We start from the raw sequence: 25,230 nt of genomic DNA on the forward strand, positions 1-25,230 counted from the left end.
AATATTTAATAATTAATTAATACTCGGATTGAAAAATTTCTACCTAAATCATCCGCAAAAAATCGCTGACGATTCAGGTAATTTCTGTAGGTTATATCCATTAGATTACTAATTGCTAATCCTACTTGTAAAGAACTCTTGTTTTTTATGGGAAACTCCGTTGATATATCTAAGTTTAGTAAATGATATGCATCCGGAGGTGTATTAATTTCTAAAGTAAGTTCTTCCTGCGTATCCGGAAGAAATATGGTAAAATTGGGAGGAACTTCGTTTTGCCGAAAATGATATTGACTTTCTAAAGAAACTTTTAATCCTGACCAATTTGGTTTTGTAAAAGTGACTGAATTTATAGTATTAGGAGCAGGTATGTTAATTAAGGCTTGATCATCATCTCTTTCATATCCTTTAACTAAAGAGAAACGATGTGAAGTAGTCCAATTTGTATTCCAATTTAAATAACCCGTTGCATCAATACCATAGAATTGTGCATCTGTCTGTCTGTAATTCCATACTGGAAATTCACCTCTAATTGTAAAGTTAACACCAACGGGTTCTAAAATAATAAAATCATCTATTTGATTTATAAAAGGAGCTATTTCCCATCCGAACTTTTCACCGTTTTTATGAAGTGAGACAGATAGTTTATTAGAGGTTTCCTGTACTATTCTTAAATCACCTACTTCTATTCTGGATGAAGAATGATGCAATCCATCACTAAATAATTCCGAAGGATTGGGAGCTCTTTGTGCTAATGCATAATTGGCACGAAACTCGTATTTTTCTTTGAAATCATATCCAACTCCAATAGTGCCCGAAAAGCTATGATAATCAAAAATCGGATTGGCTAAGAGCTGAGATCCCGAAACATTATTATCTATTATAATTTCTGAAAAATCCTCTTGGTAGTTTCTTTCTTCCCATCTTGAATTCTGATAAAACTTTTTAGCGTTTATATAATTATAGTCATAACGCATACCTGCTTCAAGGGAAGTATTTGAATTTATATCCAGTTCTCCGGTTATAAAAGCTCCTGCATCGTATTTATCGTAATCCGGAATTAAACGTCTTACTCCCGTTCCCGGGTCCGCAAAATTATCTTGATACCTTCCCATGAATCCAACGTTAAGCTCATAATTACTTTTTGAATCAAATTTAAAATCCGAAGTTATGGTATGTGTAGTCAGTTCTAGATCCAGACTTGGCTTTTTACTTAATTCTTCTGTTCTTCTAATATCAAATTCAAATCGTTGGTTATCCTGAAAATCATATTGAGTAGTCCACTTCCCTAATTCTTCAAATCTTTTAAAGATGCGTAAACGGCCCAGGTGATGGGTAACATTTTGTTTTGGATTGCCAATATCATATGTAAAATCCCTTATAACATCGGGTTGCATATTATTTATAGATTCCAGTAAAGATCTACGATTGCCTACATGAGAAGCTTCTAATACTCCTATTTCGTTTTCGAAATAGGAATAGTAAGCATCCCAACCATATGTAAATTTATTTACACCAAATGCAGCAGAAAGGCCTCTCTCAGATATCCCAGTATTAGTTAATACATATTCAGAAGCCTCAAAATCCCCGAATCTTTTAACCGTTCCTTGTGCTTTTAAAAACCATCCTTCTTTGTATCCTTTTACTAATTGTGATGTTAGGGAACCTCCCCGCCCATTAGTATGACCTGTTATCACCGTTTTACCAAAAATGGTATCTTTTGCAGGAACCTTACCAGGTTCCATAATCACAGTTCCTCCAATGGCGTCCCCGCCATACTTTAAAGCAGAAGCTCCTTTTACCACAGTTATTTTACCTGCTGTATTCACATCAACATTAGGAGCATGTTCATCTCCCCATTCCATATCCTGCATACGCACCCCATTGTTTATAATAAGAACACGGCTACCGTACAATCCTTGTATAATAGGTTTTACAATGGTAGCACCTGTATTTAGTGAAGAAACCCCTGCTATTTCTTTTAAGGCATCACCCAGCGAAGCACTGCTGTAGTTTTCTAATACGTCCTGACTAAGGGTTTGCTCCTGAGCGGAAAGGGTTTTATCCAATGTTCTTTTAGAAATAGTAACTTCTTGCAATTCATTTAGGTGATGTTCCAGGTAAAAGTTTTTAGTACTCTCCTTTTTCATATCTACCAGCACTACCTGCGAATTACACGCTTCGTGTTCGATAGTAAAAGCATAACTGGTAGGGCACAAACCCCGAATCGTAAAGACCCCGTTCTCATCTGTTTCTACCACTTGATCGTTAAAGCTTATTGTTGCGCCTTGTAGCGGTATCCCATCATGAAAATCAATCACATTGCCTGAAAGCGTCTGCTGACAATCCTGTGCCGTTATATGTGAAACACTTATAAATAGCATAATTAATACTATATTTTTTATCATTATATCTTCAGAAGATTAAAGAGAGCCTATTTTAGAACGCTTTATAAATAGCGTTATACTACTGATGTATAGTATGTTTTATAAAATAGAATGATTTATAAAAGACTTAGGGAACACTAAAAGTTACCTTATTCTTTTACCATTAAGAAAAAAGATAAGCAGGTGGTGCCTTATTAAGAAAAGAATGGGTTATAATACGATCTATGCTTATAGGAAAAAAGCCATAGACTACGTTGCTAACAAGCGGTATTCTATCTTGAGCTACATAAGCCGGTTGAGGTAAAACATAGTCATCAGGATGTATATCATTTGATGTTATACAGACTATACAATCAGAGCCACCATCAGCATCATGAGATAAAACATGCAAATCCATTACCTGAATGAACCCGAAATAAATCAGGAAAATTATAGCTATTATGGATTTTATGCTTTTCACGTGTCAAATAAACGAAAATAACTATGTTAATAATATGTACACATTGTTAAATTATTACAAAGGACACCGTTTTAGACACTACTTCCCGTAAATTTTCAGGCAATTTGCTCTCCGTCCACGGATGTTGTGCTTCAAAAACATGATTTGAACCTTCAATTAATTCCAATTTGCTTTGTAAATTCCAGGAATGTAAAGCCTCTGCTTCTTTGTAATGTACCGTAGTGTCATCCGTTCCATGAATAATGAGGTAAGGGATATTAAGTTTGTTTACTGCTTTTTTAATGGTTAACCTGTCTTCGTTTTCTTTAAAGTCTGTATAAAACTGATAATGATGGGGCATTTGTTGTTTAGTACGTGAATTTTCTACATAGACTACTCCTTTCTTTTTCCAATCTTCTAAGCCTTTTTTATCCGGAAAGCGAACGGCATAATCTGATACTCCAGCCCAGGTAACCAACTTGGTAATTTTAGGTTCTTCCGAAGCTTTTATACAAGCAATACCGCCCCCTCTTGAGTGACCGATAAGCGCAATATGATGTACATCAAGTTCATTATGATAAGGATTCTTTGTATCACTGATCCGGTCGATGATAGTTTGCAGGTCATCCAACTCCTTGCTGTAATTATTTTCGGCAAAGGCATCCAGGTCCGGGAAGTCTATAGGTTGAGATAAGGTACCGCCATTATGAGAAAAATTAAATTTTATAAAGAACATACCCTGTTCGGCAAAGGTAGTAGCCATTAAGTCCCAGGCACCCCAATCTTTAAAACCTTTATACCCATGACAGAAGATCACAATTGGTTTTTTCTTATTATTTTCCTGATAAAAAACGTCCGTAACAATACTTTTTTGATGTCTACCGGGGATTGCCTGATTCTTATGTATCTTTATCATTATATTTTTAGTAATTAGTCTATACCGCCTTTTCTATAAAAGGTAGATTCGGATTAAATATTTCTTTTAGCAGCGTTTCAAGCACTTGATGAAATTCGGTCATACAATTTACATCCATATTTTCATATAGTTTTTTATCGCCTTCCATTTTATATTTTAATTGTAAAAACCCTTCTTTTAGATTTTTAAAAGAAACGATACTTCCGTAGATATCTTTTTCTTTGTTTCCAGGTTGGTTTTTATACAAATAACCGTACATCAATACCTGGAAAGCTTTACTATACTTATAATCCGTAATCACTTCGGTTATAGTATTGATTTTGAGTTCTGATGCACTTACCCTTCCGGTTTTATAATCCAAAATTCGTAGGTTACCATCAATTTCGTCAATACGATCTACTTTTCCTCTTAATACTACTGGAAAGTCAAAAGCTTCGGACATAAAGTTTACTTTTAAATTTTCTTCAACCCCTTTCACCTTTATAACTTCTGTTGCAGATACTTTTTTTTCTAATGCTATAAAGCGTTCTATGTAGCGTTTGGCAACTTCATAAATTAATAAGTTCTTTCCTTTTTTAATATGGATCGTACTGTATTCGCTTCGAAATTGTTGTGATACTTCATCTTCTATTTTTTTAAGGAAATCTTTATAATCACTAGCGGTTACACAATTACCCTTTAAAGGTTTATATAAATTCTCTAGTGTATTATGTACAATAGTTCCTAATGTATTTGCGGCCACAGTCTCTTCTACAACATTCTCTTCTTTAATTCTTAAAACGTATTGGTAATAAAAATCAATAGGATTACGAATATAAGTAGTTAGTGCAGAAGGTGAAATGCCGTGGGCTGCCCATTTTTTTAGCGAAGAAAGCACTGCTTCATTCTTAACAATCTCTAATCTGGGTTGAACTATCGAAGATATAGAAGCAATTCCTACTTTCTCTACCAGATGATGATTAGGCTGTTTGTCGATTATTAACTGACGAATAAAACGGCTTTTTTCTCCACCTCCCACTCCTTCATTCTCAGTATTATAAATTAAATACACCTTTTTAGCTCTTTGAATCAAACGATAAAAATTATAAGAGAAAATAGCATCTCTATCTTTATAAGTAGGAAGTTGATACAGTTTACGAAGATCATAAGGAATAAAAGAGGACTCCGTTTTTCCTGCTGGTATAATACCTTCATTCATAGAATTTATAATGACTGTGTCAAAATTAAGGCATCGGGTTTCTAACATTCCCATGATTTGTAAGCCTTGTAAAGGTTCTCCAATAAAATCAACCGATTGATTTTTTACTATTTCTCTGTAAAAATACAACAGGACTTTTAAAGATTTAATTGCCTTGTACCTATCCTGAAAATCAAGAAGTTGGGTAAAAATAATATTGAAATGATACAGATAGGTATGCGTAGTGGCATCTTCTTCTTCAGAAAATTGATTTTTACAAAAATTAATAAACTTTAATATGTTTTCCAAAGCAATAGAGACCGTTTGATAAGGGGTAAATAATAATTTAAGGGTTTCATCTTCAGTACTTTTACTAATTGCCTCAATTTCTTTAAAAGTAATATAAAGTAAATTCTGATCTTTAATAAAGGTATTAAGAGCTGTAACTTCGGGTCGTATTAATTTTTGTAATAAGGTATGAGATATAAGTAGTAATACATCCTGATAATAAAAACCTTCTTGAGTAGAAGACAAATGTGCATTTAAAAGATTTGCAAAAAAGTATTGAAAAGGAACATCTTTTACCGGCATCCCCATGGTAATATTTACCGTCCGGATGTTGCCTGGTATGGCATTAAGCACAGGTAATAATACAGACTCGTCTGCTAATACTACTGCTGTTTGTTCCTGATTTTCCTGAGGAATATCGGATAGAATTTTTTGTAAAACCTTAGCCTGACCCACTGCTTGAGAAGCTCCGATAATTTCAATTTGTTTGGGTTCTGAAAATTGATTTTTAGGATGTATAGGATAATCTTTAAAATACTCCCATTCTTTTATATATTTTTTAAGAAAATGGGCTGCGCTATGGAAAGGGGTGTGTAATAAATAGGCATCGGTATCTAAAAAAACCTTTGCTCTACCTGTATGTATCAAATTGGTAATTATAAGTTCTTCTGCTTTATTTAAGGCATTAAAACCTACAAACAGATGTGTTTTGTCTGTAATTGTACTATACTCCTTACTTGATTGAGCAGCGGTTCTATACATTAGCCCGGTATGCGCCATACCTTTGGAAAGTAGATGATTGGTAAAAGCATCGTAGAAAACGGCTATATTTTGCCAAAACTTTAGGTAATTTTCCATCAGTTCCGTTTTCTGATCTTGTATATACCAATGTTCTTGTTCTTTAATATCTGATAGATAAGAAAAAAAACGGTCTACGGGTAAACAGTGACTATCAACTTCAAAAAAATCTTTTAAAACAATGGTAGCCCAGGAAATAAAGCTTTCGAAAGTTTCTTTAGTTTCATCTGGTAAGGTGATAAGATAAATTTTATAAAATTCAAATAACAACTGGATATATTCTATCGGTTGTAAATCTACCAGGGTTCCAATAAAGTCTTCAATTCCGTAAATTTCAGGAAGGATTAGAGTTGCTTCGGGATTTTGTTTTAATATTTCTTTCTTTAAAAAAATACCTGCCCGCTTATTAGGAACAATAAAAATACATTGATCCAGTGATATCTCTTTCTTATATACTTCTGTAACAACTTCTGCTAAAAAACTTTTCATAGGGTAGGAAAGAAAAGAGATTATTTATTGTACTGGTTCTAGTTTGTAATAGCGCTAGTATGTCAAAATTGAACCCAACTATTTTATTTACTGCTATCTATCCTATCCTAAGTCTTTTCTAAAGGAAAGGACTTTTAGCTACCTTCCCTTTAGGAAGGGCTAGGGATGGGATTAATTTATTTAAATAGAATTATCTATACTATTTTAAACTAAAGCCATTGCATTCTACGTTATTAAAAATCAACTAAATATGTCTTAACAAACATACATCTTTTATATTGTTTACTAAATCTTTAGTTGTACTTGTAAAATTACTTATTAAAAAAAGCGCCTCCAAAAGGAAGCGCTTTTTATATCATCAAAAATTAGTTTAGTTCGAATTATTATTCTTTTACTAAGTTAATTTCAACACGTCTGTTTTGTGCTCTACCTGCTCTTGTTTTATTTGTAGCGATAGGTCTTGCTTCTCCATATCCGATAGCAGATAATCTAAACTGATCAACACCTTTATCAACTAACCAAGTTTTTACAGCATTTGCTCTGGCATCAGATAATTTTTGGTTCAGTTTATCACTACCTGAACTATCTGTATGACCTTCTACAGTAAATTTAGCAGTAGGATATTCATTTAAAATCGTTTGAATTTCAGTAAGCTTTTCAGTAGATTCTTTCTTAATGGTTGCTTTTCCTAAATCGAAAAGGATCTGAGCCGCATACTCGTTTAATTTGTTTTGTACTTCTTCAGTTACTTCAGGACAACCATTATTTGCCACAGTACCTGCTACGTCAGGACAGTTATCATCTTTATCTAATACACCGTCACCATCTTTATCCTGGTAAGGACATCCGTTATTTTCGGCAGGACCGAATTCGTTAGGACATTCATCAGCAGAATCCTTAATTCCATCTGCATCTGCATCAGGACATCCGTTAAGATTTGCTAAACCAGCTTCTGTAGGACATTCGTCTTGAGGATCAGGTACTCCGTCTCCATCCGTATCAGGACATCCGTTAAATTCAGCTAAACCTGCTTGATCAGGACAATCATCTTTTGCATCAGGAATACCATCAGAATCTGTATCAGGACATCCGTTAAATTCTGCAAGACCTGGAGTTTCAGGACACTCATCATCCTTATCATATACTCCGTCACCATCCGTATCTTTACCTCCGAAAGCGAAAGTTAAACCAGCTGTATGTTGAAAGTGGGTAGGAGGATAGCTATTATCAGGAGATTCATATTCTTCAAATACATATTTATAAGTAGAAGAAAGATCTAAAGCTAAGTTTTCAGAAAACCAAAATCTTATTCCTAAAGTTCCGTTACCTGTACCGATTCCAATTTCGTCAATCCAGGTATAACCACCACCAATTCCGATATGTGGGTCAAACCAGGTTTGCTTTAATAGTGGTTTAAGGCTAAATCCGATTTTACCATCTATAGAATAGTAAGATAAATCATCAACACTTACATCTACACCATCTATTTCTCCAAAATTTTCAATCTTGTTCACTGCTCCGGCTACCCCAAAGGTAAAGCCATCTCCAATATATCTGTCCACAGATAGTCTGGAAACCGAAGGAAGAATATTCCAGTGATCACTTACGTTAAAATACTCGTCGAAGATACCTCCCTGTGATGGAAGATCACCTCCGGTAGGATAAACATCAACGGCATTTACGCCTATCGACACCGCCCAAGGGTTGTTTTCATCTTGTGCGTTCGCCGTACCAAATCCCAGTACTAGTAACGAAGCAACTAAAAATCTGCTAAGATGTTTCATATTTAATAATTTAATTTTTAAGTGTTAATTCGAAGCAAATGTAATATGTTAAAGTTTACTGTCAAAGGTAAAATCTATAAAATTTTCTTAATAGCCCAGTGTTCATCAATGTTTACAGGGGTTTTGAGGTTTTATTAATTTGCCTTTATAACTGTTAAATTTAAGAATTCAGTACTTATTGTATTGCACTTGCAACCTATAGTTGTTATTTTATCAGCTACAATTATAGTACTTCTATCACAACTAAATTCCTTTTTTAGCTTGTATTTAAGAAAAAAATAGGTTTAACGTTATATTTTCTATGTATTAGCGACATCTTTTAAAATACCTGACTTGTTTTTGAGAATTTTGAACAAAAAATCAAGTTGGTCAGTCGTATTATTTGTAAAATTTTGGAGTTTGACAGTAAAGCCCATCTAATGCAAATCTTTACAGTAAAAACACGAGGCTCCTGTTATACGACCTAATCAAATTCTATTTAAAAACTACTTTATCAAATAGATTAAACTTCCTGTATATTGATAGGTATGGTAAGGCTGCATAGAATTCTTTTTGTAATTTGATATCCCATTTTTTCTAAGATTATCGTATGCTTTTGAATACGTTCTTTGTCTTTTTGTACGGGCGTACTTAGGCTAAAGTTAATAATTACAGCTGTCTTATCAGCTATAGTAATCCGGTCAGGACAATATAGTCTTCCTTTATAAAATAATTCCCTTTTTATTAACACAGATACCCCTTTTTTATAAAATGGGGCTAACTTTGGATGGGTTACAATTTTTTGTAATCGTAGTTTGTAATATGTTTTCTGATCAACAGATATTACTCCTTTGACATAAAAATTTTCAACAGTGCGTTCTATATCAACTTCAGTTTTGATGTACGTAAGTAATTCACGAATTTGCCGGGTCGTAGCTTTTTGTTTTGAAAGATCAGAATTCCATAATTGACTGGCTGTAGTTGAGATTTGTAGCTGGTAGTTATTTTGTTGGTTTAAAGAAGCTGTATCCAGACTCATCATTTCAACATTTTGTTCTTCTTCTTTGCTATTTTCTTTTTTACTTCCGAAAGGATAATGAAAAGTGTTAATGTTCCATCTGCCTAACTCTTCTAAATAGGTAATAAATTTACCTGAAAATTTATCGGGATTACACTCGCCTTTTGCGTTTAGCTCAAACTTTGATATAATATGTAATTGTACTTTTGCCCGGGTTAGTACTACATACAATAGGTTAAATGCATCTAATTCTAATTGAGACCTATGCCTTTCTACAATATCATAGTATACTTCGTTGATTGTTGCCAGGTCTTTTTTATAATTTACAAATACTTCATTGAATCCGTTATATTCCTTTGGTGTAACGGGTAACCATAAGGTGGGTTCGATTTCTCGATAGACATCAGTATTGGCAAAGGAATAAATTACCACAGGGAACTCCAAACCTTTGGATTTATGAATGGTCATGATTTCAACAGCATTTGTTTTTCCGGGGCTTGAAATACTTAATTTGTCTTTTTTCTGTTCCCAAAAATCTAAAAATCCGGTAGTACCCGTATCGTATTTTTGGGTAAACAGGAAAGCTTCATTAAGTAAGGATTGTAAATAGGCTGCATTATTTAAATCCAAAGAAAGACTACGTATACCATATTCTAATGCTTCGTATAATGATAAAGATTGAAATTTATAAAAGTCAACATAAAGGTTATACTGATCATTTAATAGAAAGGACAATTCTGTAAAATTCAGTTTTAACCCCATTTCCAGAAAGTCATGCATCTCTTTAACTTGTAAATGCATACTCATAAAATAAAGGAAATTTGCTTTAGCAATAAGATTATCCTCCTCTACCGTCCACTGCACTAAAGAAAGTATACCTGCTACCTGCTTATCATTTTTAAGTAATAAGGTTTCTGATGAGGTAATGGCAATCTGTTGCTCTGCAAGGTAAGAAGCAATAGCCGCACCTTCTTTTTGTTTACGAACCAAGATGCAGATATCCCCAAGTTTAAAACCTTGTTTTAATGCTTCTTGTATAAGCTCATAAGTTCTTTTAGTATAAGCATCCGTTTCTTCCGTACTGGTTTTTGCATCAATAAAATCAATACTTACATATCCCCCGTTCTTATCATTACCTTCTTGCTGATTTCCAGAAAGGTACAACTCCTCATATTGAGCAGATGCAAAGCCTTTGGCTATAAAAGAAAAGAAGGAATTATTAAAACTTACTATTTCCGAATAACTCCGGTAATTTTTGGGAAGATTGGATACCCGTTTATCCGGATTTGCAAAAGGATTTAGCGTACCGGATAACTCAATCAACTGCTCTGCATCTCCCCCACGCCATCGGTAAATGGCCTGTTTAGCATCTCCCACAATCGTTATGGTTCCTCTTTGTCCGTTAAAGTCTTCAGTAGATACGGCATTGTCTATTAAAGGGATCAGATTTTGCCATTGTAGTACAGAAGTATCCTGAAATTCGTCTATAAAAAATTCTTTATACCGTTCGCCTAACCTTTCATAAATAAAAGGGGCGGGTTGATCTTTAATGGCATTACTAATAGTAGTATTAAACTCTGAAATTAATACCAGGCTTTTTTCTTTCTTTAAGAGATCAAGCTCTTTATGAATAATTTGAAGTACTGCTAACGGAATTAGATTTTTTTGAATATTGGCTATAAAATCCAGTTCGCCCAGCCAGGTTTGGGTTTGAATAATCGTAGCTTCAATTTGTGGACGGATACTATCTATACGTTCCTTAATGTTCTCCTTTGTCGATTTATTATAAAAGGAAGCTTCTGTACTATTTTGTTTCCAGCCAGTTCTTGTATTAAAAGTGGTATCGCCCTGACTTAGTTTAGTAAAATGTTTAGGAATGGAACCTCTTGTAAAATCTTTTTCGTGTAAGCCGGAGTTTTCTATAAGGGTTAATATATGATTTGCGGCATCTTTGATGCCAGTTTTAACGGTTTTGCTTCGTTGCGTAAGTTGATGGTTGAGTTCTTTAAAATCTGCAAAGGATTTATAGTAAATTTTATAAATATGTTTTTGCTGATTCTCACTTTGTAAAAGGTTTCCTATTTTTTTTAATTCGATAGCAATGTCCCAGCTTTTATCCTGATCCAGTTTTGATAACGAAAATTTGATTAAAACCTGAGTTAATTCTTTATGTACTCCAATTTGATTAATAACCCTCTGAATAGCTTCATCCAGTAATACTTCAAAATCCATTTCGATTTCAAAATTAGAAGCTAGGTTCAGGTCTTTTGCAAAAGTCCTTAAAATCCTATGGGTAAAGGTATCAATGGTGACTACATTAAATCCCGAGTAATTATGCAAAATATGCTTTACAATGGTAGCTGATTTCTGCTGAATCTGTTTACTGTTCAAATTTGTTTCTAACATTAGTGTTAATAGTAAAGGGTCGGTAGTTTTATTATCAGTTAAAACACTTAACTTTACTAATTTTTCTAATATCCTGGATTTCATTTCTGCTACCGCTTTATTAGTAAAAGTAATAGCCAGGATTTGCTTGTAACCATCAATTTCCGGATTGCGTAGGATAGAAATAAGATAATCTTTTACAAGGGTATAGGTTTTTCCTGCTCCCGCCGCCGCGTTGTAGATGATCAGACCATTAGATGCTATAGCCAAAGTGGTAATTTAAAAGTATTATTGGATTCATATTGTTTAAAAAATGATGTAAGAAAGATACCGGTTTTATTAAATAATTTATAACAAATTATAGTTTTAATTGCAAAGCCGAATCCCTAAATTTGAAATCTTTTAGTATTAACACTTAAAAAACAACATATGTCTTTTGAAGTACAAAAATTAAACTATGCTTTTGATGCATTAGAACCTAATATTGACGCTCAAACTATGGAAATTCACCATGGTAAGCATTATGCCGGATATACCAATAAATTAAATAATGCCATTGAAGGTACGGACCTTGAAGGAAAAACTATCGAAAATATTTTAATTAACCTGGATAAGTCAGATAGTGCAGTCCGAAATAATGGTGGGGGATATTATAATCACACTTTATTCTGGGAAGTAATGTCTCCGGATGGAGGCGGACAACCGACAGGGGCGGTAGCTGATGCAATTACTAAAAAGTTCGGTTCTTACGAAGCTTTTAAAGACGCTTTTTCTAAAGCAGCGGCTACTCAGTTCGGATCCGGATGGGCCTGGTTATGTGTATTAGAAGGTGGAGAAGTAGAAATTTGTGCTACTCCTAACCAGGATAATCCGTTAATGCCAGGGGTAGGATGCGGAGGCACTCCTATTTTAGGTTTAGACGTTTGGGAACATGCTTATTACTTAAAGTACCAAAATAAAAGACCTGAATATATCGATTCTTTCTTTAATGTTATTAATTGGGAAGAAGTAAATGCAAAATACGCACAGGGTAAATAATGATAAATTTTCTTTAAGGGAAGTAGTTTGCTAGACTACTTCCCTTGAAGTTTATTATTTACAAGTTAATCCAATAAACTGTTTAATTCTACTATTTCCCAATCCGGATTGTATTGAATAAGTAATTCCAATACCGCCATGTGACTAGATCCTAGTAATACCATAATTCGGTTATCTTCTTTTTCAATGTATTTTTGTATGTTCGAATAGATATACATGTTTCTTCTCATCCATTCTGAAGCTAAAAAGGAACCAACAGTATTATCTAACCCACCGGCTTTATTAGCTACATTCAAGTACCATCCTAAGTCCAGTTTACGTTGTTTCTGACTATTGACATAAGCAAATATTTCTTTTAAAGAACTTCTATCCTTTACCAATTGATTGTATTCCTTTTCAAAAATTTCTGTATCTCTCTCATCTTGTTCTAATAATTCGGCTTGACCGGAAGATTTCATGACAGTAAGCAAACTATCATACGGAAAATAGGTTTCTCTATAATCTATGGCATAAACCTTTTTATAATTTAAAAGCCCGGCAACTCTAAATCCTAGTTGTTGAATTTCATTCCGTGATGTTGTAATTTGATTGTTATTTAGAAAGCTATTATAAAGGCTATCCAATTTGGGTTGATATTCAATTGTTCTTTCTACGAAAACTTTATCTGGTTTAAAATCAGCTATTTTTAATGCTATTTCCATTAATTCTTTCTGGTAGGTTTTAGAAAGGATATCAATTTCATTAGTTTGAGTCACATCTAATCCTTCATTTTGATAATTAGCCCAATGAGAAGTCCCAATTAAGAGAACTTCTACTTTGCTTCCATCTTGTTTATTTTGAGTATATAAAGAAATCGTAAAGAAGATAAGTAAAAATGTGGTTGACTTCATAGATTGATCGATGAGTTAGTTTTTAAAATATTGTTTTTAAAGAAGTAAAAAGTATATAAAATAAAAAAAGGTGGAAGATCCACCTTTTTTTGCCCCAAATCTACCATGAACTTAACCTACTTATGCTATGGCTCTGCTAATATAAGTTCTAATTATGTATCTATGAAATCTTTTAGATAAACAACCTGAATACTTGTTGAAATACACAAATTAATGTTTTTTAACATATTGTTTTATAAATTTCTAATACGCTCTTTCGTTTTTACCTTCATAAAAGTTGATAAATGCTTTATTTACCACTCGATTTCCTCCTACTGTAGGATAGTTTCCGGTAAAATACCAGTCTCCCAGGTTTTTCGGACAAGCTTGATGTAAATGGTCCACGGTTTGATAGATAATCCTAACTTCTGCTTTTACATTAGTATCACTTAATAAATCCGCTATTTTATCACTAATCTGTTGGTCAGTAAAATTTTCGTAAATCTCTTTTACAAAATTTTCTACTTTAGCGTCATCGTAACTTTCCTGGGACTTACATTTTTTATAAACTTCTTCTATTTTATTTGAATTTCCCTGATCTTTTAGTAATGACAATGCTGCCCTAAAAGCAACTAAACCTTCTAACCGGGCCATGTCAATACCATAACAATCGGGATAACGTATTTGGGGTGCGGATGAAACTACTACTATTTTTTTAGGACCTAAACGATCCAACATTTTAATAATACTTTTCTTTAAGGTCGTTCCCCTTACAATACTGTCGTCAATAATGACCAGGTTATCCTTAGACGTTACAATTCCGTAGGTAATATCATAAACGTGCGCTACCAGGTCATCTCTACTGCTATCTTCGGTAATAAAGGTTCGGAGTTTAGCATCTTTAATAGCTAGCTTTTCGGTGCGTAACCTATGGGATAGAATTTCGGTAAGTCGTTCGTCTGTTAATTGCTCTTTTTCCGCAAGAATGGTTTCTGTTTTTTGTTTGTTTAATTCATCCTGTGCGGCTTCTACCATTCCGTAGAAAGAAGTTTCAGCAGTGTTAGGTATAAAGGAGAAAACCGTATTCACCGTATCGTGATTGATTTCTTTTAATACTTGTGGCATTAACAGTTTGCCTAATTTCTTCCGTTCTTTATAGATTTCAGCATCACTTCCTCTAGAAAAATAAATTCTTTCAAATGAACAGGCTTTACGGGTCAAGGGTTCTAATATCGTTTTAATATCTACCTGTCCGTCTTTTTTTGTAATAATCGCCTTCCCCGGTTCTAATTCTTTCACTTTGTCAAAAGCTACGTTAAATACGGTTTGTATCACCGGTCTTTCTGAAGCTACAACCACTACTTCGTCATCCTGATAATAAAAAGCTGGCCGAATCCCGGCAGGATCTCTCATAACAAAGGAATCGCCATGTCCGAACATCCCTGCCATTACGTACCCACCGTCCCAGTCTTTAGATGACTTTTTAAGTATTTTTGAAATATTAAGTCGTTTTGCAATTTCGGGGGAAGCTTCTACTTTGCTAAAACCTTCTTTTTTTAGCTTTTTATAGAGTTTGGCTACTTCAGAATCTAAAAAGTGCCCTATTTTTTCCATTACGGTAATAGTGTCCACTTTATCTTTAGGATGCTGACCCAGGGTTACCAGGTTTTTAAATAGGACATCATTATTAGTCATGTTAAAGTTACCGGCTACAATCAGGTTACGGTGCATCCAGTTATTCTGTCTTAAAAACGGATGTACGCTTTCTACGCTATTCTTTCCAAAGGTTCCGTAGCGAACGTGCCCGAGAAGCAATTCACCAATATAAGGTATATGCCTTTTTTGTAGGGCAACATCGTCCTGGTATTTAGCATTAGCAACCAGTTCATTGTTAATACGTTCATTGATCTGACCAAAAATATCCTGAATGGGTTGTTGTGCGCTGGATCGTACTCTGCTGATATAGCGGTCACCGGGCTTTGTATCTAGTTTTATACTGGCAAACCCCGCACCGTCCTGCCCGCGGTTATGTTGCTTTTCCATCATCAGGTACATTTTATTGACTCCGTAAAATGCACTGCCGTATTTTTCTTTATAGAATGACAATGGTTTTAATAATCTGATTAATGCGATTCCGCATTCGTGTTTTAAGGCATCACTCATAACGTTCCCTTCGGGCTAATTGAACTATTTTCTTATAACTGAAGCTATTTAAACTTCTCTCAATTGGCTGCAAAATGTTCTTTTTCACTTACTTTTTATCATTTTTAAGTTCCGTAGCTATGGCTATGCAACTGAAAAATGACTTCAATTAAGCAAAAAACACCTATTTTTCGCTTCAATCAGAAAAGTTTAAACTACTTCACTAAAAAAGTCCGGTAAAATTACAGGACTTTTTTTATTTATTATGTTAATTCGATTTCGAACTGCGTAAGTTCTTTAAATTGCTGTAATCGTTGTTGCACTTCTTTTTTAGTGAGTTCCTGCATTCGCTCTGTTCCGAATTTTTCTACACAAAAGGAAGCCAAATTTGAAGCATGGATAATTGCCTTTTTCATATTATCAAACGAAATATCATTGGTTTTGGTCAAATAACCCGTAAAGCCGCCAGCGAACGTATCTCCTGCCCCGGTAGGGTCAAATACTTCTTCTAGCGGAAGGGCTGGTGCAAAGAAAATTTGTCCTTCATGAAACAGTAAAGCTCCATGTTCACCTTTCTTGATCACCACATATTTAGGTCCCATGGCTTCAATGGCGCGGGCTGCTTTTACTAATGAATATTCTCCACTTAACTGCCGGGCTTCTTCGTCATTGATGGTAATAATATCCACTCTGGCAATGACCTTTTTTAAATCCTCTAGTGCATTATCCATCCAGAAGTTCATGGTATCTAATGCCGCCAACTTTGGTTTTTTGTTCAATTGGTTTAAAACGTCCAATTGTACAGCAGGATGTAAATTACCTAACATGACAATTTCTACTTCTTTATAAGCATCCGGAACCTTAGGGTTAAAGTCTGCCAGTACATTTAACTGGGTTTCTAAAGTATCTCGTGAATTTAAGTCGTTATGGTATTTTCCTTTCCAAAAAAAAGTTTTTCCTCCCGGAATCCGTTCAATAGCCGTCGTATCCACTTTGTGCTTTCGTAACATTTCTAGGTACGCTTCCGGAAAATCATCTCCGATGACTGAAACGATGGCGGATTCAATGTCAAATTGAGAGGCGGACAGGGCAATGTAAGGTGCTGCTCCCCCCAGGATTTTGTCGGTTTTCCCAAAAGGGGTTTCAATAGCATCAAAGGCTACGGAACCTACGATTAAAAGTTTGCTCATAAAGCCGTTTTAAGGTTTTGGCAAAGATAGGTTTTTGGTTTTAAAACGCGTAAAGACCCCAAAGGTTTTAAAAACCTTTGGGGTCTTTATTAGATTGTCATTTTGATTGGTACTACATAAATCAAGCTTCATCCCTTTCAACCAAATAAGTTAAGGATTGAATTTTTTACTTTCTGAAAGATTTGCTGTTCTCAACTTAACTAATGTTTTATCAAGTAGTACGCTAAGTTCGAGAGTCTTAATCTGAAACATTAATATGGAATCCAAAAAGAAAATTCATAATTCACAATTCTAAATTCATAATTAGAATCACTTCCTCCCAAAATCCGCAGGGATTTCACCCCAGGCTTTGGTTTCCCATTTGACGATTTTAGTATCGTAGGTATTGCTTTTAAGCCAAGTAATAGCGCGTTCTACCAATTCAAATAACTTTGCATTTTTTGCAGATTGTTTTAGCTTGGTATTACACTGCTTCTTTTTTACCCAACCCATGGCAATTCGAGAATCTGTGTATAAAATACGATCACTTTTATGCTGTTTTAAATAAGCCAGGCCATGTACTAAAGCCAGAAATTCACCGATATTGTTAGTTCCTTGTAAAAAAGGACCCTGATGGAAGAGTTGTTTTTTCGTTTGAGTATCCACCCCACGATATTCCATTTTACCTGGGTTCCCACTAGAAGCGGCATCTACCGCAATTGAATATAAGTTAGGTTCCCCGTATTTTTTTAATTCGGAAGCGCTTAATATTTTGGGAGCTTCCTTTTTATTTTTATAATCATTATAATCCTCGTTAAAAGCTTTTTTAGCCGTAGCAAAATTATCAAAAGATTTAAATTTTGCCCCGGAGTATCCTTTTACCGCCACCTGGCAATCCGCCCAAGATGTATAAATTCCCGGTCGGTGCCCCTCCCAGACCACATAGAACTTTTCTTTTTTTGACATGGTATTTTTATTATTTCTTAGTTAATTAGCCATAAGGCACTAGCCAAAAGTTACATTCATTATTTTCAACTATCCCTTTATAATTTTGTCCCTTTGAACCTTTGCCTCTTTGCAACTTTGTTCCTTTGAAACTCTACACCTCTGCCACTTTGCATCTTAGTACCTTAACATTTAAAACCCCAACCTATCCACTATAGTATATATAAAACTTCTTCTTTAAAACAATTACCTAGGTCGTAAGACCTAATCAACAGTTCCCCCTTTGGGGGCGGAGGGGGCTAGGGGCTTAGTAGTTTTTCTATCACCTCCGGGAAATGTTTGTATTCTAACTCATGAACCGAATGTGCCACTTCTTCAGGTGTAGTTCCGGGTTTAATATTAGTTTTCGCCTGAAAAATAATGGCACCTTCATCATAATTTTCGTTTACGTAATGAATAGTGATCCCGGTTTCTTCTTCCTGATTTTCTACAACTGCTCTATGGACATAATCCCCATACATTCCTTTACCTCCGTATTTAGGTAATAACGCAGGATGTATATTAATGATTTTACCTTCAAAATGCTTGATAATATTTTCCGGGAATTTCCACAAAAAGCCGGCCAATACAATCAATTGTGGTTGTACGTCAATCAATAAATGTAACACCTCATTAGATTTATAAAAGGCTTCTCTATCAAAAAACAGTGCTTTGACTTCTAAATTATGAGCTTTTTTTAGCACTCCGGCGTTTTTTTTATTAGAAAAAACATAGGTGACTTCTACCCCGGGATGATCTTGAAAATACCGGATGATATTTTCAGCGTTTGTACCATTACCAGAGGCAAAAATGACTATTTTCTTGACGGGTACATCTTGTTGCATACTTAAAATTATTAGCTTTTTATTAGGAAGATACCTGCAATACTTTTTTATATTTGATAAATTACAAATACATTTTAAAGGGATTGTGGAGTTTTAAAATAAAGTTTTTTATTTTTGCCACCTAATTAAAAAAACAAAATTAAATATTATGTCAGACATTGCATCAAGAGTTAAAGCGATAATCGTTGACAAATTAGGAGTAGATGAAAATGAAGTTGTGAGCGAAGCAAGTTTCACAAACGATTTGGGAGCTGATTCCTTAGACACTGTAGAATTAATCATGGAATTCGAAAAAGAATTTGATATACAGATACCAGACGACCAGGCTGAGAATATTGCTACCGTAGGTCAGGCTATTTCTTATATAGAAGACGCTAAATAATTATTACCCCTTATTTTTATGAACCTTAAGCGAGTTGTTGTTACAGGACTTGGTGCTCTGACCCCAATTGGTAATACCGTTGAGGAGTATTGGGAAGCCCTGGCAGCCGGTAAAAGCGGTTGTGCGGACATTACCCATTTTGACACGGAAAAGTTTAAAACAAAGTTCGCCTGTGAAGTCAAAAATTACGACCCGACTACCTACTTTGACCGGAAAGAAGCCCGTAAACTGGATAAGTTTGCTCAATACGCTATAATTTCGGCCGAAGAAGCGATTAAAGATGCACAACTGGACTTGGATAAGATTGATAAGTTCCGGGTGGGAGTTATTTGGGGTGCGGGTATCGGTGGTATTGAGACCTTTCAGCAAGAAGTTACTAACTATTGCGAAGGAGACGGAACACCACGGTTTAACCCGTTTTTTATCCCTAAAATGATCGCGGATATTGCTCCCGGGCATATTTCTATCAGAAATGGGTTTATGGGTCCTAATTATACCACAGTTTCAGCTTGTGCCTCCTCAGCAAATGCCATTATCGATGCCCTTAACTATATTAGGTTAGGGCATTGCGATGTTATTGTAACAGGAGGTAGTGAAGCAGCGGTAACCGAAGCCGGAATGGGAGGTTTTAATGCCATGCATGCTTTATCAACCAGAAACGATGATCCTAAAACGGCTTCCCGTCCGTTTGATGCCAATCGGGACGGATTTGTATTAGGTGAAGGTGGTGGTGGATTGATTCTTGAAGAATATGAACATGCCAAAGCCAGAGGCGCTCAGATTTATGCTGAAGTTGTAGGTGGTGGTATGTCTAGTGATGCTTATCATATGACTGCACCCCATCCGGAAGGTATTGGAGTAGTTCGGGTAATGCAGAATTGTTTAGATGACGCTCATGCAAAACCGGAAGATATTGATACGATTAATACGCATGGAACTTCAACTCCACTAGGGGATGTGGCCGAGTTAAAGGCAATTACCAAAGTATTTGGAAAACATGCTTCTCAAATCAATATTAATTCGACCAAATCGATGACCGGTCATTTATTAGGAGCTGCCGGTGCTATTGAAGCCATTGCTTCTATTCTTGCTATGAAGTACAGTAAAGTACCTCCTACCATTAACCATAGCACTTCTGATGAAAACATTGATCCTTCTCTAAATTTGACTTTAAATAAAGCCCAGGAACGTGAAATTACCTATGCAATGAGCAATACATTTGGATTCGGAGGACATAATGCGTGCATCTTATTCAAAAAGTTAGATGAATAAAATAGGTTATGGGTGTAATAAAGAACATATTAAATTCCCGCTCTGAAAAGAACGGGATTTTTTTTACCAGAATTCAGGATATTGTTGGTTTTAAGCCTAAAAGTATTCTACATTATGAAAAAGCATTCACCCATCGCTCCCTGAACCTTAAAGATAAAAACGGCAACGCTGTTAACTACGAGCGTATGGAATTTCTCGGAGATGCTATGTTGAGTAGCGTGATTGCCGCTTATTTATTTAAAGAAGTACCTGAAGGTAATGAAGGATACCTCACTAAAATGCGAGCAAAAGTAGTAAGCCGTAAGCACTTAAATGAATTGGGGAAAGACTTAAAACTTATTGAATTAGTCCGTACTAATATTTCTAAATCCCAGTTTGGGGTCAATATTCATGGAAACCTATTTGAAGCCCTGATAGGAGCTATTTACCTGGATAGGGGGTTTAAGTATTGTGAGCGTTTTATCAACGAAGCCGTTATTAAACCTTACGTGGATATTGATAGTCTGGAAGGACAGATTATTAGTTATAAAAGCCTATTAATTGAGTGGTGCCAGAAAGAAAAGAAACATTTTAACTTTGAAGTATATGAAGATACGGGTAAAGATGAAATGAAACATTTTGCGGTAAAACTATGGATTGCACAAAAAGTAGTGGCTAAAGCCAGGGCAACTTCAAAAAAGAAAGCGGAAGAAAAATCTTCAAAACGAGCCTATTTTGCACTGCAATCCAAAATTGATTCGTAAGGGTTCTATGTGATTTTAAAAGAATTATCAAAATACATTTCACTATTTTAAAAACTCAATCGTTTTCGTCTTATAAATTTAAAGATCAGATAAATCATTAGGAAAATTAAATTTGTATATTTCGGGTTGATTTAAAAGAGAGAAAGTATTATGGGTATCCAATGTCTTGATCTTGATACGGCTTCAGAAGATCAATATGATTTGATAGCCATACATAGTTCTTTACCATCTTACCGTTTAGCGTATTTACTAAACAGAGAATTAAGTATTTTGCTTTCGCGAGAAAATGAAGACGTTGTATTTCATTATAGCGACTGCCGGGCGTATTATCCCAAGTATCAATATAAAGATGTAGTATATTATACTACTTATGACCTGGTCGCTAATTATTACCAGTATGAGGTAGAAGTACCCAATGATAAGGCAAATGATTTGTTCGGTAATACTAATCCGGGCATGGTAAAAAAAGTTTTAATGCCGGAATTAAAAAAAGCAGAATACCTTTTAAAAATTACTACTGAAAGCTCTTTTTTAGAAATTAACCATTTAGTAAAAAAAATAACTGATATAACTCAAATTATTACCGCTTATACGGTAGATAGCACTCAATTAAAATTTAAGAATTACTTAATATTCGAATAATGCCAAAACACAAAAAGACTAAAATTGTAGCTACCCTAGGCCCAGCTACCAGTTCTAAAGAAGTACTCAAAGAAATGCTGGATGCGGGGGTAAACGTTTTTAGAATTAATTTCTCACATGCTGATTATGAAGATGTAAAACAAAAAGTAACCATGATTCGTTCTCTTAGCGAAGCGCATGGATACAACGCGGCTATTCTTGCTGATTTACAAGGCCCTAAGCTTAGGGTTGGAGTTATGAAAGGAGATGTTATCGTAAATGACGGAGATGAAATTGATTTTGTGACCGGTAATGCTTTTGAAGGGACTTCAGAAAAAGTATATATGAATTATGACAATTTTCCTAAAGATGTAAAAGCGGGAGAACGTGTTTTACTGGATGATGGAAAATTAATTTTTGAAGTTGTTTCTTCAAATAAAAAAGATACGGTTAAGGCAAAGGTTATCCAGGGTGGGCCTCTAAAGTCCAAAAAAGGTGTGAATTTACCTAATACCGCTATTTCACTACCTGCTTTGACGGAAAAAGATATTAAAGATGCTGTATTTGCCTGTAGTCTTGAAGTGGATTGGATTGCTTTATCTTTTGTACGGAATGCCCAAGATTTAATGGATTTACAAGAGATTATTCAAGAAAATAGTGCTTATAAAATTCCTATTGTTGCTAAAATTGAAAAACCCGAAGGCGTTGAAAATATTGATAAAATTGTCGCCTATTGTGATGGTCTGATGGTGGCCCGGGGTGACCTGGGAGTTGAAATCCCGGCGCAGGAAGTACCTTTAATCCAAAAACAATTAGTGTTGCGTGCTAAAAAAGCCCGTATACCCGTGATTATTGCTACCCAGATGATGGAAACTATGATTGATAGCTTAACACCTACCCGGGCAGAGGTAAATGATGTAGCTAACTCGGTTATGGATGGTGCTGATGCGGTAATGTTATCCGGAGAAACCTCTGTGGGTAAATATCCGGTACAAGTGATTAAAACCATGTCCAAAATTGTAGCCAGTGTTGAAAATTCGGATTTAATTTCAGTTCCTCAAAGTCCTCCGCATATTCGTACAAGTCGGTTTATTACCAAATCCATTTGCTACCATGCAGCTACTATGGCAAATGATATTAAAGCCCGGGCTATTTGTACCTTAACTAATAGTGGATATACCGCTTTTCAGATATCAGCCTGGCGACCGGATGCAAATATTTTAGTCTTTACCAGTAACCGTAGGATTCTTTCTCAATTAAACTTATTATGGGGGGTTAAGGCTTTTTATTACGATAAGTATGTAAGTACTGATGATACCGTTGATGATGTAAATCAACTGGCACTAGAGCGCGGATTTGTAGATAAAGGAGATATGTTAATTAACCTGGCAGCAATGCCTATGGCTTCTAAAGGAATGGTAAATACCTTACGGGTTTCTCATATATAAAAGTTGAAACCCTGAGTCTAACATAAGTTAGGCTTGGGGTTTAGATATATAGCTAAATCAACATAAATAAGGGATACATTTTATTTAAGAAAGACTGTTTCCAACTCCTTAAGGCTGATAGGTTTTATTAAATAATCCGTTACGCTGTTAATCCCTTTAGCCTTGCTTACATCGACCGGATTGATAGAAGAACTGACCACGTATAACGTAATAATTTTTCCAAATTTATTTTTTATTTGCGTGAATTTGTCAAGAAATTCCCATCCGTCCATGATAGGCATATTTAGATCTAAAAAAACAATCTCAGGAATTTGATGTTCATCAAAATTTTTTAATAAGGTTTCAAAGTATTGTAAGGCTTCCTGACCATTTTTAAAAACCAAAAGTGTTTTACATAACTTTCGTACCTCTACAATTTTTTTCATTAGGCTGATATACATATTGTCATCATCGATAAGGCAGGCGAGTTCAATTTTTTTTGTCATCTGCTCTTATTTAAATTGAATTGTAAACGTTGTTCCCTCTTCCAGTTTGCTTTCTACCTGAATATCCCCACCTAAGGAAATTACTTGATTTTTTGTTAAAAATAATCCTATACCTACAGCATCCTCGTTATAATGAAAGGTTTTATACATTCCAAAAACCTGATCCTTAAAAAGGGTCATGTCAATTCCTTTCCCATTATCTTTAATCTCCAGAAATTTCTGTTGATTACGGATATAACTTCGAATTAAAATAACTGGATCTCGATTTTCATGCTTGTACTTAATTGCATTTGTAAGGAGATTGAGGAAAATACTCTCCATATATGCAGGAATAAACTGAACGCCTTCACATTCGGTAAAATCCGTTTGTATCTGAGCGTTTGAGCTGTTAATTATCTGTCCAATACCGTTCATCACCAGGTTTAAGGATTGTTTAAATGAAACAAATACTTTTTCCTGTTTTTCATTAGTATAAATCGTAACCAGTTCATTTAAATGATCAATAGTAGTATTTAAATTATTTGAAATCCCTTTAATTTGTCCTAATAATTCACTTTTTTCTGCCGGATCATCTATATCTTCAATCAATTGGGTAATTAAGGACAGGTTGCTGGTATGAGACCTTAAATTATGAGATACAATATGTGCAAAATTAAATAAGCGCGAATTCTGAGCTACAATGATATCATGGGATTTTTGCAGGTTAATCTCCCTTTTTTTTCTTTCATCAACATCTTGAAAAACTCCCCGAATCCCTATAATTTCTTTATCATCGTTATACACCGGTTTCCCAATGGCTTTTGCCCAAAACTTCTTATTTTTAGCAGTAACCATTTTAATTTCGGTATTAAAAGGAGTTCCCATCATGGCACAATTAAAGAAACAATCTGCTGCGAGTTGCTGATGTTCTTTAGCGTAATACGCCGCCGAATCCTTAAGGGAAGGCCTGTAATCTTCCGGGTAATCCAGGATACGGTAAGTCTCAAAATCCCAATAGCTTTCCTTTTTCTTAAAATCTACGTACCAACTACCGGTAGCTGTCATTTGAGCGGTTTCCCGATAGTAAAAATTATCCTTTCTTAGGGTAGGTTGTTCTCCTTGTATTTCGAAGAAAAAAAGAAACGGTTTTTCAGATTTTATATCTACCGGAAGTTCTTCATTTGTTAGGCACCTAAAAGATTGATAGTTCCCTTCTTTATTTAAGATAGTAACATACTGTTTGAAGTCTTCCTGATGTTGTTTATAGTTTAGAAAATTATCACGAAAGGTAGCTACTTCTTCCGGATGAATTAATTTTTGCAAAAAAGTATTTAAATCAGAAGAAAATTCGGCTTTGTTATATCCTAATAGGTCCAGAAACGAATTTGACCATTCCATTTTATCCGAATCCTCATGAATTAACCAATATCCATACCTATTCTCTTGTATAACCTTATTAAACAATTCATTTTGAAGCATGAATATCCTTTTGATAATAACAACTTACTATTTTAACCGTATAGTAATATTGTAATAACGTAAAATTTTTATATAAATATATGCTAACCTATAAAAATTTTCCCTTTACTACTTAAA

At 34.8% G+C, this 25,230-nt stretch carries 18 protein-coding genes; 6 read left to right on the plus strand and 12 right to left on the minus strand.

The annotated features are described in order from the left end of the window. Positions 1-5: 5 nt before the first annotated feature. The 5 genes from NBT05_RS04745 to NBT05_RS04765 form a co-directional block, all read right to left on the minus strand. The gene (locus NBT05_RS04745) at positions 6-2,381 is read right to left on the minus strand and encodes a TonB-dependent receptor (RefSeq protein ID WP_265772302.1); all 2,376 of its coding nucleotides are present in this window, start codon (positions 2,379-2,381) and stop codon (positions 6-8) included. Positions 2,382-2,890: 509 nt separating this feature from the next. Next, positions 2,891-3,739 (minus strand): alpha/beta hydrolase family protein, encoded by an 849-nt coding sequence (locus tag NBT05_RS04750; protein WP_322874197.1) that lies wholly within the window; start codon positions 3,737-3,739, stop codon positions 2,891-2,893. A gap of 19 nt (positions 3,740-3,758) precedes the next feature. After that, positions 3,759-6,491, minus strand: coding sequence for a PD-(D/E)XK nuclease family protein (locus NBT05_RS04755; RefSeq protein ID WP_265772303.1), 2,733 nt, complete (start codon positions 6,489-6,491; stop codon positions 3,759-3,761). Positions 6,492-6,874: 383 nt separating this feature from the next. Next, positions 6,875-8,275, minus strand: coding sequence for an OmpA family protein (locus NBT05_RS04760; protein ID WP_265772305.1), 1,401 nt, complete (start codon positions 8,273-8,275; stop codon positions 6,875-6,877). A gap of 502 nt (positions 8,276-8,777) precedes the next feature. Then, complete coding sequence (locus NBT05_RS04765; RefSeq protein ID WP_265772306.1) at positions 8,778-11,927, minus strand: UvrD-helicase domain-containing protein; 3,150 nt, start codon at positions 11,925-11,927, stop codon at positions 8,778-8,780. A gap of 159 nt (positions 11,928-12,086) precedes the next feature. Between NBT05_RS04765 and NBT05_RS04770 the strand changes: the two genes are divergently transcribed. Then, positions 12,087-12,695, plus strand: a complete 609-nt coding sequence (locus tag NBT05_RS04770) for a superoxide dismutase (protein WP_265772307.1) — start codon at positions 12,087-12,089, stop codon at positions 12,693-12,695. 65 nt (positions 12,696-12,760) lie between these two features. On the opposite strand, the gene NBT05_RS04775 is transcribed toward NBT05_RS04770, so the two are convergent. The 5 genes from NBT05_RS04775 to NBT05_RS04795 form a co-directional block, all read right to left on the minus strand. Beyond that, positions 12,761-13,585: a DUF5694 domain-containing protein gene (locus tag NBT05_RS04775; RefSeq protein WP_265772309.1), complete on the minus strand. Its 825-nt coding sequence runs from the start codon at positions 13,583-13,585 to the stop codon at positions 12,761-12,763. Positions 13,586-13,828: 243 nt separating this feature from the next. After that, positions 13,829-15,727: an amidophosphoribosyltransferase gene (locus tag NBT05_RS04780; protein ID WP_265772310.1), complete on the minus strand. Its 1,899-nt coding sequence runs from the start codon at positions 15,725-15,727 to the stop codon at positions 13,829-13,831. Between the two features lie 242 nt (positions 15,728-15,969). Beyond that, positions 15,970-16,896 (minus strand): PfkB family carbohydrate kinase, encoded by a 927-nt coding sequence (locus NBT05_RS04785; RefSeq protein WP_265772311.1) that lies wholly within the window; start codon positions 16,894-16,896, stop codon positions 15,970-15,972. Positions 16,897-17,205: 309 nt separating this feature from the next. After that, a complete protein-coding gene (locus NBT05_RS04790; RefSeq protein ID WP_265772312.1) occupies positions 17,206-17,841 on the minus strand; it encodes a ribonuclease H family protein in 636 nt (211 codons plus the stop codon). 278 nt (positions 17,842-18,119) lie between these two features. Next, positions 18,120-18,704 carry a phosphoribosylglycinamide formyltransferase gene (locus NBT05_RS04795; protein WP_265772313.1) on the minus strand — a complete coding sequence of 195 codons (585 nt, stop codon included), beginning with the start codon at positions 18,702-18,704 and terminating at the stop codon, positions 18,120-18,122. A gap of 148 nt (positions 18,705-18,852) precedes the next feature. Between NBT05_RS04795 and NBT05_RS04800 the strand changes: the two genes are divergently transcribed. The 5 genes from NBT05_RS04800 to pyk all read left to right on the plus strand — a co-directional run bounded on the left by NBT05_RS04800 (position 18,853) and on the right by pyk (position 23,170). Next, positions 18,853-19,086, plus strand: coding sequence for an acyl carrier protein (locus NBT05_RS04800; RefSeq protein WP_025742158.1), 234 nt, complete (start codon positions 18,853-18,855; stop codon positions 19,084-19,086). Between the two features lie 18 nt (positions 19,087-19,104). After that, positions 19,105-20,358: a beta-ketoacyl-ACP synthase II gene (gene fabF / locus NBT05_RS04805; RefSeq protein ID WP_265772314.1), complete on the plus strand. Its 1,254-nt coding sequence runs from the start codon at positions 19,105-19,107 to the stop codon at positions 20,356-20,358. 8 nt (positions 20,359-20,366) lie between these two features. Further along, on the plus strand, positions 20,367-21,101 hold the full coding sequence (gene rnc, locus NBT05_RS04810) for a ribonuclease III (RefSeq protein ID WP_265772315.1): 735 nt from the start codon (positions 20,367-20,369) through the stop codon (positions 21,099-21,101). Between the two features lie 150 nt (positions 21,102-21,251). After that, positions 21,252-21,743 (plus strand): IPExxxVDY family protein, encoded by a 492-nt coding sequence (locus NBT05_RS04815; RefSeq protein WP_265772316.1) that lies wholly within the window; start codon positions 21,252-21,254, stop codon positions 21,741-21,743. Next, complete coding sequence (pyk, locus tag NBT05_RS04820; RefSeq protein ID WP_265772317.1) at positions 21,743-23,170, plus strand: pyruvate kinase; 1,428 nt, start codon at positions 21,743-21,745, stop codon at positions 23,168-23,170. The genes NBT05_RS04815 and pyk overlap by 1 nt, the downstream gene beginning before the upstream one ends. 80 nt (positions 23,171-23,250) lie before the next feature. On the opposite strand, the gene NBT05_RS04825 is transcribed toward pyk, so the two are convergent. Beyond that, positions 23,251-23,655, minus strand: a complete 405-nt coding sequence (locus tag NBT05_RS04825; RefSeq protein ID WP_265772318.1) for a response regulator — start codon at positions 23,653-23,655, stop codon at positions 23,251-23,253. 6 nt (positions 23,656-23,661) lie between these two features. Continuing rightward, entirely contained in the window at positions 23,662-25,113 is a 1,452-nt protein-coding gene (locus tag NBT05_RS04830; protein ID WP_265772319.1) for a PAS domain-containing sensor histidine kinase, read from the minus strand. Between the last annotated feature and the right edge of the window lie 117 nt (positions 25,114-25,230).

The organism is Aquimarina sp. ERC-38, assembly GCF_026222555.1.
GTDB lineage: Bacteria > Bacteroidota > Bacteroidia > Flavobacteriales > Flavobacteriaceae > Aquimarina.